Origin of the sequence: Acinetobacter sp. WU_MDCI_Abxd143, assembly GCF_025514195.1 — a bacterium.
GTDB classification, from domain to species: Bacteria; Pseudomonadota; Gammaproteobacteria; order Pseudomonadales; family Moraxellaceae; genus Acinetobacter; species Acinetobacter pittii_H.
In genome coordinates, this window is the sequence record NZ_JAHPTH010000009.1 from 83,704 (window position 1) to 98,561 (window position 14,858).

At 38.9% G+C, this 14,858-nt stretch carries 16 protein-coding genes and 1 pseudogene; 14 read left to right on the forward strand and 3 right to left on the reverse strand.

Going from position 1 to position 14,858, the window contains the following annotated elements; genetic code table 11:
• Positions 1-10: 10 nt before the first annotated feature.
• The 4 genes from KTI79_RS14835 to KTI79_RS14850 are packed head-to-tail and all read left to right on the forward strand — an operon-like array spanning position 11 to position 1,776.
• Positions 11-526: a hypothetical protein gene (locus KTI79_RS14835; protein ID WP_086376384.1), complete on the forward strand. Its 516-nt coding sequence runs from the start codon at positions 11-13 to the stop codon at positions 524-526.
• 52 nt (positions 527-578) lie between these two features.
• Positions 579-935, forward strand: coding sequence for a hypothetical protein (locus KTI79_RS14840; protein WP_086376385.1), 357 nt, complete (start codon positions 579-581; stop codon positions 933-935).
• 6 nt (positions 936-941) lie between these two features.
• On the forward strand, positions 942-1,283 hold the full coding sequence (locus KTI79_RS14845) for a hypothetical protein (protein WP_086376386.1): 342 nt from the start codon (positions 942-944) through the stop codon (positions 1,281-1,283).
• 4 nt (positions 1,284-1,287) lie between these two features.
• Positions 1,288-1,776: a hypothetical protein gene (locus tag KTI79_RS14850; protein ID WP_086376387.1), complete on the forward strand. Its 489-nt coding sequence runs from the start codon at positions 1,288-1,290 to the stop codon at positions 1,774-1,776.
• Positions 1,777-1,873: 97 nt separating this feature from the next.
• Here the strand turns inward: KTI79_RS14850 and KTI79_RS14855 are convergent, their stop codons facing one another.
• Complete coding sequence (locus tag KTI79_RS14855) at positions 1,874-2,575, reverse strand: SDR family NAD(P)-dependent oxidoreductase (RefSeq protein ID WP_086376388.1); 702 nt, start codon at positions 2,573-2,575, stop codon at positions 1,874-1,876.
• 608 nt (positions 2,576-3,183) lie between these two features.
• Between KTI79_RS14855 and KTI79_RS14860 the strand changes: the two are divergent.
• From KTI79_RS14860 to KTI79_RS14880, 5 genes and pseudogenes are all read left to right on the forward strand, one after another.
• Positions 3,184-3,688, forward strand: a pseudogene (locus tag KTI79_RS14860) (DUF2867 domain-containing protein).
• Positions 3,689-3,765: 77 nt separating this feature from the next.
• Complete coding sequence (locus KTI79_RS14865; RefSeq protein ID WP_143225033.1) at positions 3,766-4,467, forward strand: DUF1003 domain-containing protein; 702 nt, start codon at positions 3,766-3,768, stop codon at positions 4,465-4,467.
• 111 nt (positions 4,468-4,578) lie between these two features.
• Positions 4,579-5,244, forward strand: coding sequence for an RluA family pseudouridine synthase (locus KTI79_RS14870; protein WP_086376389.1), 666 nt, complete (start codon positions 4,579-4,581; stop codon positions 5,242-5,244).
• 126 nt (positions 5,245-5,370) lie between these two features.
• Positions 5,371-5,748, forward strand: coding sequence for a ribonuclease E inhibitor RraB (locus KTI79_RS14875; RefSeq protein ID WP_069035888.1), 378 nt, complete (start codon positions 5,371-5,373; stop codon positions 5,746-5,748).
• A gap of 28 nt (positions 5,749-5,776) precedes the next feature.
• Positions 5,777-6,154: a nuclear transport factor 2 family protein gene (locus KTI79_RS14880; RefSeq protein ID WP_086376390.1), complete on the forward strand. Its 378-nt coding sequence runs from the start codon at positions 5,777-5,779 to the stop codon at positions 6,152-6,154.
• Positions 6,155-6,199: 45 nt separating this feature from the next.
• Here the strand turns inward: KTI79_RS14880 and KTI79_RS14885 are convergent, their stop codons facing one another.
• A complete protein-coding gene (locus KTI79_RS14885) occupies positions 6,200-8,290 on the reverse strand; it encodes a TonB-dependent receptor (RefSeq protein WP_199964134.1) in 2,091 nt (696 codons plus the stop codon).
• A 75-nt stretch (positions 8,291-8,365) separates the two neighbouring features.
• Here KTI79_RS14885 and KTI79_RS14890 point away from each other — a divergent pair, with 75 nt between their 5' ends.
• Complete coding sequence (locus tag KTI79_RS14890; protein WP_086376391.1) at positions 8,366-9,511, forward strand: DUF1624 domain-containing protein; 1,146 nt, start codon at positions 8,366-8,368, stop codon at positions 9,509-9,511.
• Positions 9,512-9,552: 41 nt separating this feature from the next.
• Here the strand turns inward: KTI79_RS14890 and KTI79_RS14895 are convergent, their stop codons facing one another.
• Positions 9,553-10,020 carry an Lrp/AsnC ligand binding domain-containing protein gene (locus KTI79_RS14895; RefSeq protein WP_005804788.1) on the reverse strand — a complete coding sequence of 156 codons (468 nt, stop codon included), beginning with the start codon at positions 10,018-10,020 and terminating at the stop codon, positions 9,553-9,555.
• 136 nt (positions 10,021-10,156) lie between these two features.
• Between KTI79_RS14895 and KTI79_RS14900 the strand changes: the two genes are divergently transcribed.
• The 4 genes from KTI79_RS14900 (at position 10,157) to KTI79_RS14915 (ending at position 14,517) form a co-directional block, all read left to right on the forward strand.
• Positions 10,157-11,422: a D-amino acid dehydrogenase gene (locus tag KTI79_RS14900; RefSeq protein ID WP_001263969.1), complete on the forward strand. Its 1,266-nt coding sequence runs from the start codon at positions 10,157-10,159 to the stop codon at positions 11,420-11,422.
• 20 nt (positions 11,423-11,442) lie between these two features.
• Entirely contained in the window at positions 11,443-12,546 is a 1,104-nt protein-coding gene (gene alr / locus KTI79_RS14905; protein WP_086376392.1) for an alanine racemase, read from the forward strand.
• A 10-nt stretch (positions 12,547-12,556) separates the two neighbouring features.
• Positions 12,557-12,916 (forward strand): RidA family protein, encoded by a 360-nt coding sequence (locus KTI79_RS14910; RefSeq protein WP_000071347.1) that lies wholly within the window; start codon positions 12,557-12,559, stop codon positions 12,914-12,916.
• 161 nt (positions 12,917-13,077) lie between these two features.
• Entirely contained in the window at positions 13,078-14,517 is a 1,440-nt protein-coding gene (locus tag KTI79_RS14915) for an amino acid permease (protein WP_086376393.1), read from the forward strand.
• Positions 14,518-14,858 lie beyond the last annotated feature (341 nt).

A 14,858-nucleotide genomic window follows, 5' to 3' on the forward strand; every position in this document is an offset into this window, starting at 1 on the left:
AGGTAAAACAATGCTATTTAATTTTTTTAAACAAGAAAGTAATCATAAAGAAGAAAAATCTTCTCCATATTTAACGAAAGAATTATCTTGGGATGAAGAAAAAATAATAGCAATTCGATTTAATGGTACGCAGCGGACTATGTATTATAAAAATATTATACGGATAGAAATCATTATTACTAATCTGTATTTACCCGTACCTAAATGGGTTATACAAGATGATAATTTAGAAGATCATACGACAATAGATTTTTATAATGACATAAAGCCAAATATTAATGATTTGGTTGTTGATATGTTTAATAAAAAAATAAAAAATTATGATAACCAGAAAGTTCATGAAAAAATTATAGAAGCAATGGGTGAAAGCAGTGGCTTATTTCATTTATGGAGCAGAGAAGATCTTGAGCAGGTACTAAATAAGATATGGGATAATAATAAAGATAAAATAGAAGCTAATATTAATAAAGCTATCAAAGATGCGGAAGAGCAGAGAAAAAACAAGCAATGGTGGAAAATTTTTTAAAAGATTTAGGATGGGTTGGCTATAATTATGCCCGAAATCTAGAGAAATAAAGATGAACTTTAAAAACTTAATAATATTGTTTTTAATGACAAGTTTTTTAGGGTGTAGTAGAGATTACAAGATTGAACCATATGAGCTCCCAGTAGCTTATGTAGGAAAGTCATATAGTCAATTTATTAAAATTACAGGTGGTAAACTCTCAGAACAACATTTTGAATTAACTTCTAATATTCCAGAAAATCAGGGTTTCCAAATTACTCCAGTAGATGATATAGATGGATACAATCATATAAAAATTGATGGAATTCCAAAATATAAAGGGAAATATGAAATTGTAATTAATGCATATTTCTATGGGCGAGGCGATGACAAGCTAAATAAAACCTATGAATTTGTAGTTAAAGAATAAAAAGACATGTTTCGATATATTTTATTGGCAATGATTCTTAATGGTTGTAGCAACTATGATGTACAACCAAAGGAACTCGCTGTAGCTCATGTCAATGAAGTATATTCCCAGAATATAAAAATTACTGGCGGAAAAGTAGTGGATAAGTACTTTGAAATAGAAACTAATATGCCTGATGATTTAGGATTGAAAATTCAACCGAACAATGATACTAGCGGTTTTAATGACTTTTCAATTAAAGGTATTCCCAAACATAAAGGTGAATATACAATAAATATTTCAACAGGGTTTTATGGCCGTGGTAGTGATCAGCTAAATAAGAAATATAAATTAATTATTTTAGAATGAATAGATGCATAAATATTTTTTAATTATTTTATCCATTTTATTGTCAGGTTGTAATCCTTTAGGCAAAAATGAGAAAGAAAATTCTAAGGATATGACCCTTAAGAATTTAACTTATTCTCATATGGATGGTATGAGTGGTGATGTTTTTAAATTTAATTTAGAAGTAACTAATGATTTAAAGGATATTTATCAAGATGGGAATTATAAATATTCACATTTTAAGTGTGATAATATTAAAAATTACTTTGTGACAGGAGCTATTTCAGTCGAGGGAGAGAAGTTAAAAAATGGAAAATATACTTCATCTGGGTACTTCAAAGTCTGCGAAGATGAATCAATGAATGTATGTATCGATAAGAATCAATTGGAAAAATTGTTAATTAGCAATATGTCTTGTAGAGTAGTTTTTGGGGGCTTATTACAAAGCAGTAAAGTTGTGGCAGATAATATTCTTATATCAAAAGAAGCTATAAGAAAATCCAATTTTCAATAGAGTTTGGAATGAAAAATAATTCTGTGACATACAAACATAAATTTAAAAATCAGAAGAAGCCTAATTAATTATGCTTCTTCTCCCATAAGAAATAATTTTAAGCAGCTTGAATTGCTTCACCACAAAAGGAAACAGTTTCTTGTTTATGCTGGTGTAAATACCAGAACTGCTCTGCAACCGTTTCTGGATGTACCGTGTAGGTCTTATCTTGTGCTCCAGAAGTCCCATCAACGAAACCATTCACAATTACTTGGCTCACGTAAACATTTGAGTCCGCTAGACTATGAGCAAGTAAGTTGGTGGTTTTATATTGGGCGGCAGCGGTAATGGCTAATGATGAATATTCTTTGGCAACTAAATCGATACCCACTGCATCGAAAGCAAAAATTCCGTTTGTCGATAAAATGCTACCGTGGTTCTTTTCTAAATCACCTAAGCAAGCTTGCACCGTCGCAATATAGCTCGAAACGCGTATATGAAAGCTTTTAGTAAGCTCTAGTGGAGGGGTTTCTAAGATATTGCCTTCAATATCATGGAAAGCATTCCAATGAATATTTTTAATGTCTCCTAATCGGTCTTTAATACGATGAATAAGATTTGGTATATCTTCAAGAACCGCTAAATCACATGCAAAAGCGTAAGCTTCAATACCTTGTGTTTTAAGTTCTAAAATGGCTTTTTCGAGTTTTTCAGCATTACGTGCCACTAACCCGATTTTATAGCCTTCTTTACCAAACTTATGTGCTACGGCTTTGGAAATACCTGTTCCATAACCAAAAATTATAATATTGTTGTTCATTATAAAGTTCCAAAAAACCAATCATTTGGTTAGAAATAGTTTATAATATGTTTTTATAATGTATTCAAGCGCAAAAGTTATCTCTAAGAATAGTGCCCAAAGAATAAAAATGCTTAAAAGTGGGGATTAGGGAGTCAGCTTTACATGAGTTATTCGGCTAAACATGCGCTGTTGAAAGAACTTCCAATTTAGCTTATAAATTTTTGTTGGTAAAATAAACCGAAAAATACAAATAAAGTGGAATTTAAATATAATTAATTATTGGTAAATGGTAATAAATTCTTTTAAATTGGCTTAATGTTGTAAAAATTCCCAAAAATATTAAAAATTCGCTTTTCTTAGAAAAACAATCCCGCAGGGTGCTGGCTAAACTATATCTCAAGGGTGTGATAGGGATCGAAAAGAGTAGCATGCACCAAAACGTATAACGTTAGTGTGTACTCACCCAAAAGGTCTCGATTCGGCTTAGGACGCTATAGATCAAAAGTTTATAGGCACAAGGTTATAACTTACAAAGTTATGATTGTTGAAGTAAACCATAGATGTTTTCCCTTGACACCCTAAAAAATTCTCTATAATAAAAACGATACTTTACAAGAATATAATTTATGAATAAGCCTTATCTTTCTTCGCTACCTTCTGACAGTCAAATCTCATCTCAATTGAACAATGCCTACTTCCACGACTCGTGGAGCATTGTGCTTGGTCAACCTGATCTAAGTGTATTTGAGCAGCTTATTAAGCTATTTCAGCACACTCCGCAGTGGATAGAGTGGAGCATGAATATGCGTAATAAAATTACTTCAAAGATTGGGCTTAAAGATTTAGGAAGTTTTAAGCAGATTGATACTCATAAAAAAAGAAAATGAGTATGTGGCAGGCGACCGAATTGGAATTTTTACTTTTTTGCAGCGTACCGAAAATGAATTAGTGATTGGAGACGATGACAAGCACTTAAATGTGACTTTATCTATTTATAAAAATGAAGATACCCAAGTGCTTACCGTAACTACAATAGTGCATATTAAAAATTGGCTTGGGCGATTGTATATGCTACCTGTAATTCCTGCCCATCGAAAAATCGTACCAGCGACTTTACAGATTTTAGGTTAGAACACTATTTTATTTACGATGTGATCAGCCAAAATTGTTTATATAATAATCTTAATATCAATTGCGAGCTGGATAATATGGAGAATAAAAACCAGAATCGGCAATGTGCCGTTTGCAGCAAGAATTTTCCATTAAAAGATCTAGTATCTGGTGAAGTCATTCGTAATGTGATTAGTGATGAAATTTTAAAAGACCATCCAGACTGGAGTTACTCAAGTTTTATTTGTCGGGCTGACCTGGCAGATTATCGAATTAAATATGTGCAGTCGCTATTACGCTCGGAGAAAGGCGAATTATCTAATTTAGAAAATGAAGTGATTGGCAGTATGCAACGGCATGAGCTGATTAGCCGAAATACAGAAACAGATTTTGATCAAAAATGGACGCTTGGAGAAAAACTGGCAGATAAGATCGCGACATTTGGTGGTAGCTTGGCTTTTCTCATTTGCTTTGCTCTATTTTTAACGGGCTGGATTATTCTAAATACAGTTGTGATGGTGGTACGTCCTGTCGATCCTTATCCATTTATTCTGCTTAATCTGGTTTTGTCTTGTTTAGCGGCAATTCAGGCACCGATTATTATGATGAGTCAAAACCGCCAAGAAGCCAAAGACCGCTTACGTTCTCAACATGATTATCAAATTAATTTAAAAGCCGAACTTGAAATTCGCCATTTGCATGAAAAAATGGACCACCTTTTATCGCATCAATGGGAAAGGCTTGCGCATATTCAAGAAATTCAGCTCGATCTTTTAGCTGAAATGAATAAAAAACGATAAAGATTTTCTGAGTTTCACGTGGAACATGAGTAGAGCGTTATAGATTATTTTGCGGTAGGTTCGAAATTTCTTTATGATTTGCCGCCATGCTCCATTGCTGCTTCTACGACCATGCCTTTAAACGATAATTTTGTTTACGCTCCGCCACAAGATCCGCTTTCAATTTTATTTGAAGACGATGATTTGATTGTGGTTGATAAACCTGCTGGCTTGTTGTCGGTGATGGGGCGTTTACCTGAGCATCATGACAGCGCTTATTTACGGGTGTTGGAAAAGTTTCCTTTAGCAAAGGTCACGCATCGTTTAGATATGGCGACTTCGGGCCTACTTATGTTTGCCAAACATCGCGATGCAGAAGTTGCGGTAAGTAAAATGTTTCAGGCCAGAACAGTCAAAAAACATTATATTGCTTTGGTACAAGGCCAAGTCGCACAAGAGGGAAGTGTTGAAGTTCCGCTCATTACCGACTGGGAAAATCGCCCAAGACAAATTGTACATTTTGAACTAGGTAAACATGCTAAAACGTTGTTTCAACCGTTGGTTTATGATGAAACAACAGATCAAAGTCGAGTATTACTTGAACCAGTAACAGGGCGTTCGCATCAGTTACGTGTGCACATGATGCATATAGGACATCCGATTATGGGGGATAAGTTATATCACCCTGAGCCTAAACGTTTTCACTTAAACCGCATGGCCTTACATGCCGCATATTTGGCTTTCCAACATCCCTTAAATGGAACGGATGTGGTGATTGAGTCACAAGTGCCTTTTTAAAATTTATATAATTAAAAAATTAATTTGATGCAATTGGGAACTGAATATATACCCAAACTGCAATAAAAGTCGGGTATTCTTGATGTCGAATAATATTAATACCGCAACAACAACAAGGATCACTTTATGACTCGTGACTACGAACAATTTCCAGATGACGATAACGGCAATGTACTTTGGCAAATGGCTGAAGACGGGGATGATTTAACCGAACTGCATGAAATTGAATTTTCTATTGCTTTTCATGATCAGAAAAATGCAGAGCAATGTGCACTTTATTTGCTTTACCAAGAACAAAAAGTTTCACTTTTTCAAGATGATTCTGTTGAGCCAAATGAATGGGTGATTACCATCTTCGTTAACATGGAACCTGAGTATTCAGATATTGTTGACTTGGAACAATGGTTTGCCAGTATCGCTGAGAAATTTCAGGGCGAATATGATGGATGGGGCTGTATGGCCTATGTCTTCGAGGAAGACGACGAAGAAGATCTGTTGCAGTAAGGTCTAAAATAAAAAGTAGGAGATAAATATGAACTTATCTCAAAAACAAATTGCAGTACGGTTTTTAGAGCTTGCCGCAGCTGGTGAAGTCGATGAAGCCTATAGCAATTACACCGCGCCAAACTTCAAGCATCACAATCCTTATTACGCGGGTGATGCAACTTCTTTAAAGGAAGGGATGCGTGAAAGCGCGGCTGAAACTCCAAACAAAGTCTTTGATGTTCAACATGTCATTGAAGAGGGCGATTTGGTTGCTGTGCATTCAAAACTTGAAATGCAAATGAATGGGTTAACCACCTTGGCCGTGGTTCATATTTGCCGCTTTGAAAAGGGTAGAATTGCTGAGTTTTGGGATATTGGGCAAGTACAGCCCGACCCACTCGTCAATGAAAATGGTATGTTCTAATAAAAAAGCCCGAAAATAATTCGGGCTTTTCTATTTATGGAAGAATTAAAATTTCCACTGTGCCGAAATTGAGGCGTTCAGGGGTTCACCTGGTTGAACCCATAAATCGCTATAGCTTGAGACATAGTAGGTTTTATCAAACAGATTATTTACATTGAGCTGATAACGTAAACGATCAGATGGGGCATAGTAGCTATTTAAATTGACCAGGGTATAGCTTGGTAAATTAAAGCCATTATCTAGATTATGCCCGCTGCGTTCACCGACATAGGTGAGGTTGGCACCTACACCTGCTTTTCGTGGACCTTCTTGTAGAAACTCATAATTGGTGCTTACGGAGCCTTGGTGTTTTGGAACATTGCTCAGACGTGCACCCTTTGCCAAGTCTTGGTCTTTTTCAATTTGAGCATCAGTATAACTATAGTTGGCATTGACGAACCAACGGTTAGTGATTTGGCTATTTAAGTCAAACTCAATCCCTTTACTACTTACTTCGCCAGCTGCGGTTTGGAAGTTACTGTCGATTGGGTCGGTTGTCAGTACATTCTGTTTTTTCATTTTAAACAGAGCGAGACTCAGCACACTTTGGTCGTTTATTTTATATTTGGTGCCGACTTCATAACTTTCGCCTTTTTCAGGGGCAAAAGTCTGACCATTTCGGTTCATACCACTATTCATGGCAAATGAGCGACCATAGTTGGTATAAAACGCCCACTGGTCAGAGGCCTTAAAGTTTACTCCGAAACGCGGACTATTTTGATGAAGTGTCTGGTTGCTTTCAGTCTGAGTCAGGTGATTTTTAAAGTCTTGTTCGACCTGATCAAAACGGTTACCGAATAGCACACTCCACTGATCATTAAAAAAGATCTGGTCTTGAATATTGAGTGCAAAGTAACGCTGCTGTTCTTTGGTATTGGTAAACGGAGCTAAGTTCGGTAAATATTTGCCATATTCGGGTTGGTAAATATCAATTGTGTTAGGCATGCCAGCACTGTGATTACGACGAAGCTGGTTTTGTTTATAGTCGAGTTGACCAAGCTCGGTTGAAAGCAAAATTTCATGGCGAGCCCATGAGGTATCAATCTTGCCAAGTAATTCTGTCTGAGCGAGCACATCTTCACTCTTATAATCACGATAGCGACGTTGACGCTCTAAAGTACGTCCATCGGCTTGCATACGCCGTGGTTCGGTTGCAAAACCGACCATTTTGGCGTCTTTATAGCTGACTGCACTAGTTAGCTTCCAGTCAGGGTTAAACTCGTGACTCAGACGTAATTGGTAAAAGTAATCTTTTATTTTCAAATCGCCGTCGTCAGGTTCACCTGTAAATGTTTTCGGGTCCATCACAAACTGGTGATTGACTGTGCTTACCCCACGATCAAAGGTTCCTTTGTGCTCTGTAAATTCACTGTCAAAGTCGAGTTGTGTCTGGTCTGAAATTTTCCATGTGAGCTGCGGTGAAAAGAACCAGCGTTCACTGCTGACATGATCACGGAAGCTTTGATTATCTTCGTGAGCCACTGCTAAACGATAGGCCAGTTCATCGTTAATAGGGGCAGTATGCTCCAGACTTATGCGATATTGTTCTTGGGTATTGGCACGTAAGTTAAGTTCACTTTCGCTTTCCCACTGTGGTTTTTTACTGTTGAGGTTCAGCAAACCACCTGTTTCGCCGCGACCATATAGCGCCGCCATCGGTCCTTTTAAAAACTCTAAAGATTCAATATTCACTACATCTTTTGGAGCGCTAATTCCTCGGTTAACACTCAAACCGTTACGGATCATAGCCGCACCTAAATTGGGATCGGTACTAAAACCGCGGAAAGAGTAATTATCCCAAAAGCCACCACCGAAACTGTTTTGATGAAAAACCCCGCTCACTAAGCTTAATGCATCATCAATCCGTTGCACGTCTTGCTGTTCCATTATTTGTTTAGAAAGATAAGCACGGTTAAAAGGGACATCTAAAACATCGTGAGTAAATTTAGTTGCCGAGCTATTTTGGCTCACATCTTCTCGGGTACTTTCAGCCTGAACACGTATGGTCTCAAGTACCGTTGACGTTTCCTCTCCCCAAGTGAGTGTCGATATAAATGATAGACCTAACGAAGACAACAATCCTAATTTGTGTCGCATAAATAATCAGCCATAAAAAGACAAAAGGAATTAAATGTAATAGTATAACGTTACATTATTTTGTTGATTACTGCTATGTCTATAGAAAAAAATATTGAACGTTTACAGTCGATTGATGCATTGCGTGGTTTGGTGATCATCATTATGTTGCTCGACCATGTAAGAGAAACTTTCTATTTACATAAACAGGTTACCGATCCAATGGACGTAACAGTAACAGAACCAGCATTATTTGGCAGTCGATTATTGGCACATATTTGCGCTCCGGTTTTTGTACTTTTAACGGGTATTTCTGCGTTTTTATTTCAATCAAAAAAACAGGACTTACAACAAACGCGTGCCTTTCTATTAAAACGTGGCTTATTTTTAATTGTATTAGAGCTTACGCTTGTGAATTTTGCATGGACAGCAACTTTTCCACCCGAAGTCATTTATTTACAGGTGATCTGGGCGATTGGTATTAGCATGGTGGTGCTAGCGTGCTGTGTAAGTTTGCCTTTGCCTGTTCTTGCGGGCGCAGGTTTAGTTATTGTTTTTGGGCACAACTTGCTAGATTCAGTGCACTTCTCACAAGGCATCCTACAGAATATATGGTTGGTTTTACATGACCGTGGTTGGATTGAGATTGCAGGCATCAAGCTTCGCACAAGCTATCCTGTTTTACCTTGGATTGGCGTGATTTTATTGGGCTATGCGTTAGGTCAGTTCTTTAGTTCAAAATATTCAGCAAAGCAAAGAAGCCGCACTTTACTCAGCCTTGGTTTAGTAAGTATTGGATTGTTTGTTTTACTGCGTTTTATCAACGTCTATGGCGACCAGCCGTGGCAACATTTTGAGTCATTACAACTGAGTCTCATGAGCTTTTTTAATCTCACCAAGTATCCGCCGTCTTTATTATTTATTTTGCTGAATATTGGAATTGGCTTGATTGTGCTGGTGGCTTTTGAGCGTATGCAGCAATATTCATTTCTAAAACCCTTGGTGGTGTTTGGCTCGGTGCCTATGTTCTTTTACTTACTGCATTTATATGTGTTGAAACTGATGTATGTGTTTGCGCTCAGTGTGTGGGGAGCTAACTACGGAAACTATTTGTCGGTCAATCATGTGTGGATGCTGTGGTTAATCACGATTGTGTTGTCTTTTGCGCTCTATCCAGCAGTTAAGTGGTTCTCGAAGTTCAAACATCAAAATAAACATATTTCGATTTTAAAATATTTCTAATTTCCAAAAGGTGAGTAAAGCGATTTCAATTAATGCTCGCTTTACTTGCTTACATCTAGATATAGAGTTTCTTTGACTTCTTCCATAACCACATAACTGTGTGACGATGCTGAAGCGGGGAGTTTCTTTAGTAGATCTCCTAATAAGCGACGATATGCACTCATTTCTTTTAAACGCGCTTTTACGAGGTAGTCAAATTCGCCTGAAATAAGGTGACATTCAAGCACTTCAGGAATTTCGACTAAGTCTCTGGCTACCTGATCAAACACATCGCCAGATTTGGCAGATAACTTAATTTCTAAAAAGACAAGCAGGTTACGGTCCACAAAGGCTGGGTTTAACCGAGCGTAATAACCCATGATAATGCCATCGCGTTCTAGGCGTTTTACACGCTCCGAACAGGGGGTGGTCGACAGGTTAACTCTCGATGCCAATTCACTAATCGCAATTCGTCCTTCGCGCTGCAAAATATCCAGAATCATGCGATCTATACGATCTAAGGGGCGCATAGATATTTCCTCTTTTTTTAAAATTCTCGTGAGAAAAACATAAATTTACCTAGATTATAGCCTGAAAAACAGTGAAATAAACTATTGAAGCAGAAATATACTAGTTAAATAAACTGGTGTGCGTGAGGGAATGGAAATGCGCGTAATTGTTTTAGGTAGCGGCGTTATTGGAGTGGCAAGTGCCTATTATCTAGCTCAACAAGGAGCTGAGGTTACTGTTCTCGATCGCCAGTCAGGTCCTGCTGAAGAAACAAGCTTTGGTAATGCAGGTCAAATTTCGCCTGGGTATTCTACCCCTTGGGCAGCACCAGGAATTCCTTTTAAAGCCGTGAAATGGATGTTTCAACACCATGCACCGCTTGCGATTAATTTAGATGGCAGCATGTGGCAGTTACAGTGGATGGCGCAAATGCTAAAAAATTGTAATCCACAAAGTTATGCTGTTAACAAAGAACGTATGATGCGCGTGGCTGAATACAGCCGTGACTGCTTACGTGAACTTAGAAAAGATACGGGTATTAACTACGAAAACCGTGCTAAAGGTACGTTGCAGTTATTCCGTAAAGAAGCACAAATGGAAGCGGTTCAACGCGACATTAGCGTGCTTGAAGAGTGCGGCGTAAGCTACGAATTATTAAATGGCAACGAACTTGGTCGTGTAGAACCAGCGTTGGCAAATGCGCAAGATAAACTTGTCGGCGGTTTGCATTTACCAAATGATGAGACAGGCGACTGTTATTTATTTACCAATGCTTTAGCTCAAATTGCTAAAGAGCTAGGTGTTAATTTTCAGTTTAATCAGAACGTAGAAAAATTGATTGTTGAAGGCGATGAAATTAAGGGCGTTCAGGTCAATGGTAAAGTCTTAACCGCAGACCGTTATGTTTTAGCGTTTGGTAGTTATTCACGTGATTTCTTGAAACCACTTGATCTACAGTTGCCTGTATATCCTGTGAAAGGTTATTCGTTGACGATTCCAATTGTTGACCCAGCTTTTGCTCCGCAATCTACAGTACTTGATGAAACCTACAAAATTGCGATTACTCGTTTTGACCAGCGTATTCGCGTAGGCGGTATGGCAGAGCTAAGCGGTTTCAATTTAGGTCTGAACGAAGACCGCCGTGCAACCTTGCAAATGGTGACACAGGACTTGTTCCCGGGCGGCGATATGGCACAGGCGTCTTTCTGGACTGGTTTACGTCCAATGACACCAGACAGCACTCCAATTATTGGCGCAACTCGCTTTAAAAATCTGTTCTTGAATACAGGTCACGGTACTCTAGGCTGGACGATGGCGTGTGGTTCAGGAAAATTAATCAGTGACATCGTATTGAATCATAAGACTGATATCAGTACCGATGGCCTTTCAATTCAGCGTTATTCACACGCGCATGCTGCATAACGGACGTTAGGAAAGTAATCATGCCTCGTCCTATTACCGCAGTCATCCACCGTCAAGCCTTACAAAATAACTTGGCGGTGGTACGCAAGGCTATGCCAAACAGTAAGGTCTTTGCCGTTGTAAAAGCCAATGCTTATGGACACGGAATTGAACGTGTTTATGAAGCGTTTAAAGCGGCAGATGGCTTTGCCTTACTTGATCTTGATGAAGCAAAACGAATTCGTGCTTTAGGCTGGACAGGTCCAATTTTATTGCTCGAAGGAATTTTCTCTCCTCAAGATTTATTTGATTGTGTGCAGTACCAACTCAGTTTCACCATTCATAGTGAAGCGCAAATCGAGTGGGTAGAAAAGCATCCTTATCCGGCTCAATTTGATGTTTGCCTAAAAATGAATAGTGGTATGAACCGTCTTGGTTTTAAACCACAGCACTATGTTCAGGCTTGGGAACGTTTAAACAACTTGGCGAACGTGTCCAAGATTACGCACATGATGCATTTTTCAGATGCAGATGGCGATCGTTTCGGTCAGCAAGGTATTGATTATCAAACCACTGCATTTGAAGAAATTGTTAAGGATTTACCGGGCGAAAGATCGGTAAGTAATAGTGCGGCAATTCTGCGTTATCAAGACCAGCTCAAATCAGATTATGCACGTAGTGGCATCATGCTCTATGGCAGCTCGCCAGACTACCCGACGCATAGTATTGCGGACTGGGGCTTACAACCGACCATGAGCTTACGCAGCGAAATTATTTCCGTTCAGCATTTAGAACCAAATGAAAGCGTAGGTTATGGCTCAAACTTTGTCGCAGAGCAACCCATGACGATTGGGATTGTGGCTTGCGGCTATGCCGATGGTTATCAGCGTATTTCACCAACAGGTACGCCTGTTTTAGTGGACTCTGTCCTCACTCGTACAATTGGCCGTGTCAGCATGGATATGTTGGCAGTCGATTTAACAAGTATTGAAAATGTCAAAGTCGGCAGTGAAGTCGTGCTTTGGGGCCAATCAAGTACAGGTGTCGTTTTACCTATTGATGATGTCGCTGTTTCATCCGGTACGGTGGGCTATGAACTGATGTGTGCTGTCACCGCCCGTGTTCAATTTATTAATCAGGTATAAGGAAATCCGAATGTCTAATTCAGATATACAAAAGATTAACACTAACGAAGTCATGAGCGCCGTGACTGTTTTTAACAAAGTGGTTTATCTGTCAGGTCAGGTACCTAAAAATACCGAGCAAGACGTGGCAGGCCAAACTCGTGAAATTCTTGCCACGATTGATGAACTTTTGGCATTAGCCAATACCGACAAATCTCGCTTGCTCTCTGCACAGCTCTATTTAAAAAATCTTTCTGACTTTTCAACCGTAAATGCAATTTGGGTTGACTGGTTAAAAGGGTGTGTTGCTCCATCGCGTGCCACAATTCAGGCCGATTTGGTCAATCCAGATTGGTTAATTGAAATTGCCGTGACGGCAGCACAAAAGTAATTCGTTTTTACTCTAAAAATGATGATGTATCTAACAGAAGGAAGATAGATACGGTTTATCCAGTCATTTTTGGTGAACAGATTCAGCGGCCTATGGCATACGGTTCGATTTTCGCCATAGGTTGCTGATCTTAACAAAGGAATTCAAAAAGGAATTTTAATATGACAATGGCTCGTCATTCAGATACGGAAAATTCTCCTGATCATCTGCAACGAAAACTGTCTAACCGTCATTTACAACTGATTGCTATTGGCGGTGCAATTGGAACCGGCCTATTTATGGGGTCGGGCAAAACTATCTCCCTCGCAGGTCCTTCAATTCTTTTGATCTATATGATTATTGGAGGAATGTTCTTTTTCTTAATGCGTGCAATGGGCGAGTTGCTCCTTGCAAATCTGCATTACAAATCTTTTGTTGATATGGCTCATGACCTGATTGGTCCTTGGGCTGGTTATTATTTGGGCTGGACTTATTGGTTAGGTTGGGTGCTGGTGGGTATTGCGGACCTTTCAGCGGTCATTAACTATTTAGGTTTCTGGCTACCCGATGGTGCAAGCTTCTCTCCGATACAGCAAGCCATGATTAGTGCAGGCTGTGTGTTGTTTGTGATGGGCCTTAACCTACTGACAGTACGCCTATTTGGTGAAATCGAATTCTGGTTTGCTCTCATTAAGATCTTGGCGATTATTGGCCTGATCGGAGTGGGTGGCTACATGATTTTCAGCCATTTCCAAGCTCCTCAAGGCGCTGTTGCAAGCATTAGTAATGTCTGGTCACATGGCGGTTTATTCCCGAAAGGTACGGAAGGCTTCTTGGCAGGATTCCAGATTGCTGTATTTGCTTTTGTCGGGGTGGAACTTGTAGGTACGACGGCTGCTGAAACCAAAGATCCACAGAAGAACTTACCGAAAGCGATTAATGCGATTCCGGTACGTATTATTTTATTCTATGTGTTGGCACTCTTTGTGGTGATGTCGGTAACCCCTTGGGATCACATTCGTGCAGATAAGAGCCCGTTTGTTGAGTTGTTCTTAAATGCCGGTATTCCTGTTTCTGCGATCATCATGAACTTGGTGGTGCTATCTTCTGTCATGTCTTCAATGAACAGCGGCGTGTTTTCAACCAGCCGTATGTTGTTTGGTTTATCAAAAGACGGTCAGGCACCGGGTGCATTTGGACGCTTATCAAAACGTGCAGTCCCTTCAAATGGTTTGATTTTCTCTTGTACTTTCATTATGGGCGGGGCAGTGCTTCAGTACTTTGTTCCAAACACGATGGAAGCATTTACTTTAGCAAGTTCACTCTGTGTAATTCTATTCATTAGTGTCTGGAGTCTTATCATGGTGTGCTATTTACGCTACCGTAAATTACGTCCTGAATTACATGAAAAATCAACATTCAAAATGCCAGGTGGCGTTTGGATGAGTTATGTTGTTTTGGCATTTATGCTTTTCACTTTAGTCATCTTGGCATTAGAGCCAGATACATTGAAAGCTTTATATGTCAGTCCAGTATGGCTGGTCATTTTAGGTGTTACCTATCATGTGCTCTATAAACCACGCATGAAAAAACTAGGACGTGAACTCGTCAACGATCATTAAGTTATATTAAAAAGCCAATCAATCATGATTGGCTTTTTTTATTTTTATTAGTTTTTTTATCGGAATAATATTGTTTATTTTTGGATCAATAGAGCAGTTTGGAGGGTATTCGAAAAGTACATATAGCAGGATCACATGCTACACTTCGGCTAATCTGGAAACCCAGATGGATTAATTAAAATTGCCGTGAAGGCAGTACATAAATAATGTGACTTAAAAAAATCAGGACAAACGATTTATCAATTAAGGAAAAAATATACTTGAACATCTTGTCCTGAGGTATAGACTCAGCAACCCACGATATACGGTTCGTTTTTCTCCCTATAGGTTGCTGATTTAAG

What these genes read in the sequence shown, in the direction of transcription:
- KTI79_RS14835 (WP_086376384.1), top strand. Translation starts at nt 11, where the DNA reads ATGCTATTTAATTTTTTTAAACAAGAAAGTAATCATAAAGAAGAAAAA.
- KTI79_RS14840 (WP_086376385.1), top strand. Translation starts at nt 579, where the DNA reads ATGAACTTTAAAAACTTAATAATATTGTTTTTAATGACAAGTTTTTTA.
- KTI79_RS14845 (WP_086376386.1), top strand. Translation starts at nt 942, where the DNA reads ATGTTTCGATATATTTTATTGGCAATGATTCTTAATGGTTGTAGCAAC.
- KTI79_RS14850 (WP_086376387.1), top strand. Translation starts at nt 1,288, where the DNA reads ATGCATAAATATTTTTTAATTATTTTATCCATTTTATTGTCAGGTTGT.
- KTI79_RS14855 (WP_086376388.1), bottom strand. Translation starts at nt 2,575, where the DNA reads ATGAACAACAATATTATAATTTTTGGTTATGGAACAGGTATTTCCAAA.
- KTI79_RS14865 (WP_143225033.1), top strand. Translation starts at nt 3,766, where the DNA reads ATGGAGAATAAAAACCAGAATCGGCAATGTGCCGTTTGCAGCAAGAAT.
- KTI79_RS14870 (WP_086376389.1), top strand. Translation starts at nt 4,579, where the DNA reads ATGCCTTTAAACGATAATTTTGTTTACGCTCCGCCACAAGATCCGCTT.
- KTI79_RS14875 (WP_069035888.1), top strand. Translation starts at nt 5,371, where the DNA reads ATGACTCGTGACTACGAACAATTTCCAGATGACGATAACGGCAATGTA.
- KTI79_RS14880 (WP_086376390.1), top strand. Translation starts at nt 5,777, where the DNA reads ATGAACTTATCTCAAAAACAAATTGCAGTACGGTTTTTAGAGCTTGCC.
- KTI79_RS14885 (WP_199964134.1), bottom strand. Translation starts at nt 8,290, where the DNA reads ATGCGACACAAATTAGGATTGTTGTCTTCGTTAGGTCTATCATTTATA.
- KTI79_RS14890 (WP_086376391.1), top strand. Translation starts at nt 8,366, where the DNA reads ATGTCTATAGAAAAAAATATTGAACGTTTACAGTCGATTGATGCATTG.
- KTI79_RS14895 (WP_005804788.1), bottom strand. Translation starts at nt 10,020, where the DNA reads ATGCGCCCCTTAGATCGTATAGATCGCATGATTCTGGATATTTTGCAG.
- KTI79_RS14900 (WP_001263969.1), top strand. Translation starts at nt 10,157, where the DNA reads ATGCGCGTAATTGTTTTAGGTAGCGGCGTTATTGGAGTGGCAAGTGCC.
- alr (WP_086376392.1), top strand. Translation starts at nt 11,443, where the DNA reads ATGCCTCGTCCTATTACCGCAGTCATCCACCGTCAAGCCTTACAAAAT.
- KTI79_RS14910 (WP_000071347.1), top strand. Translation starts at nt 12,557, where the DNA reads ATGTCTAATTCAGATATACAAAAGATTAACACTAACGAAGTCATGAGC.
- KTI79_RS14915 (WP_086376393.1), top strand. Translation starts at nt 13,078, where the DNA reads ATGACAATGGCTCGTCATTCAGATACGGAAAATTCTCCTGATCATCTG.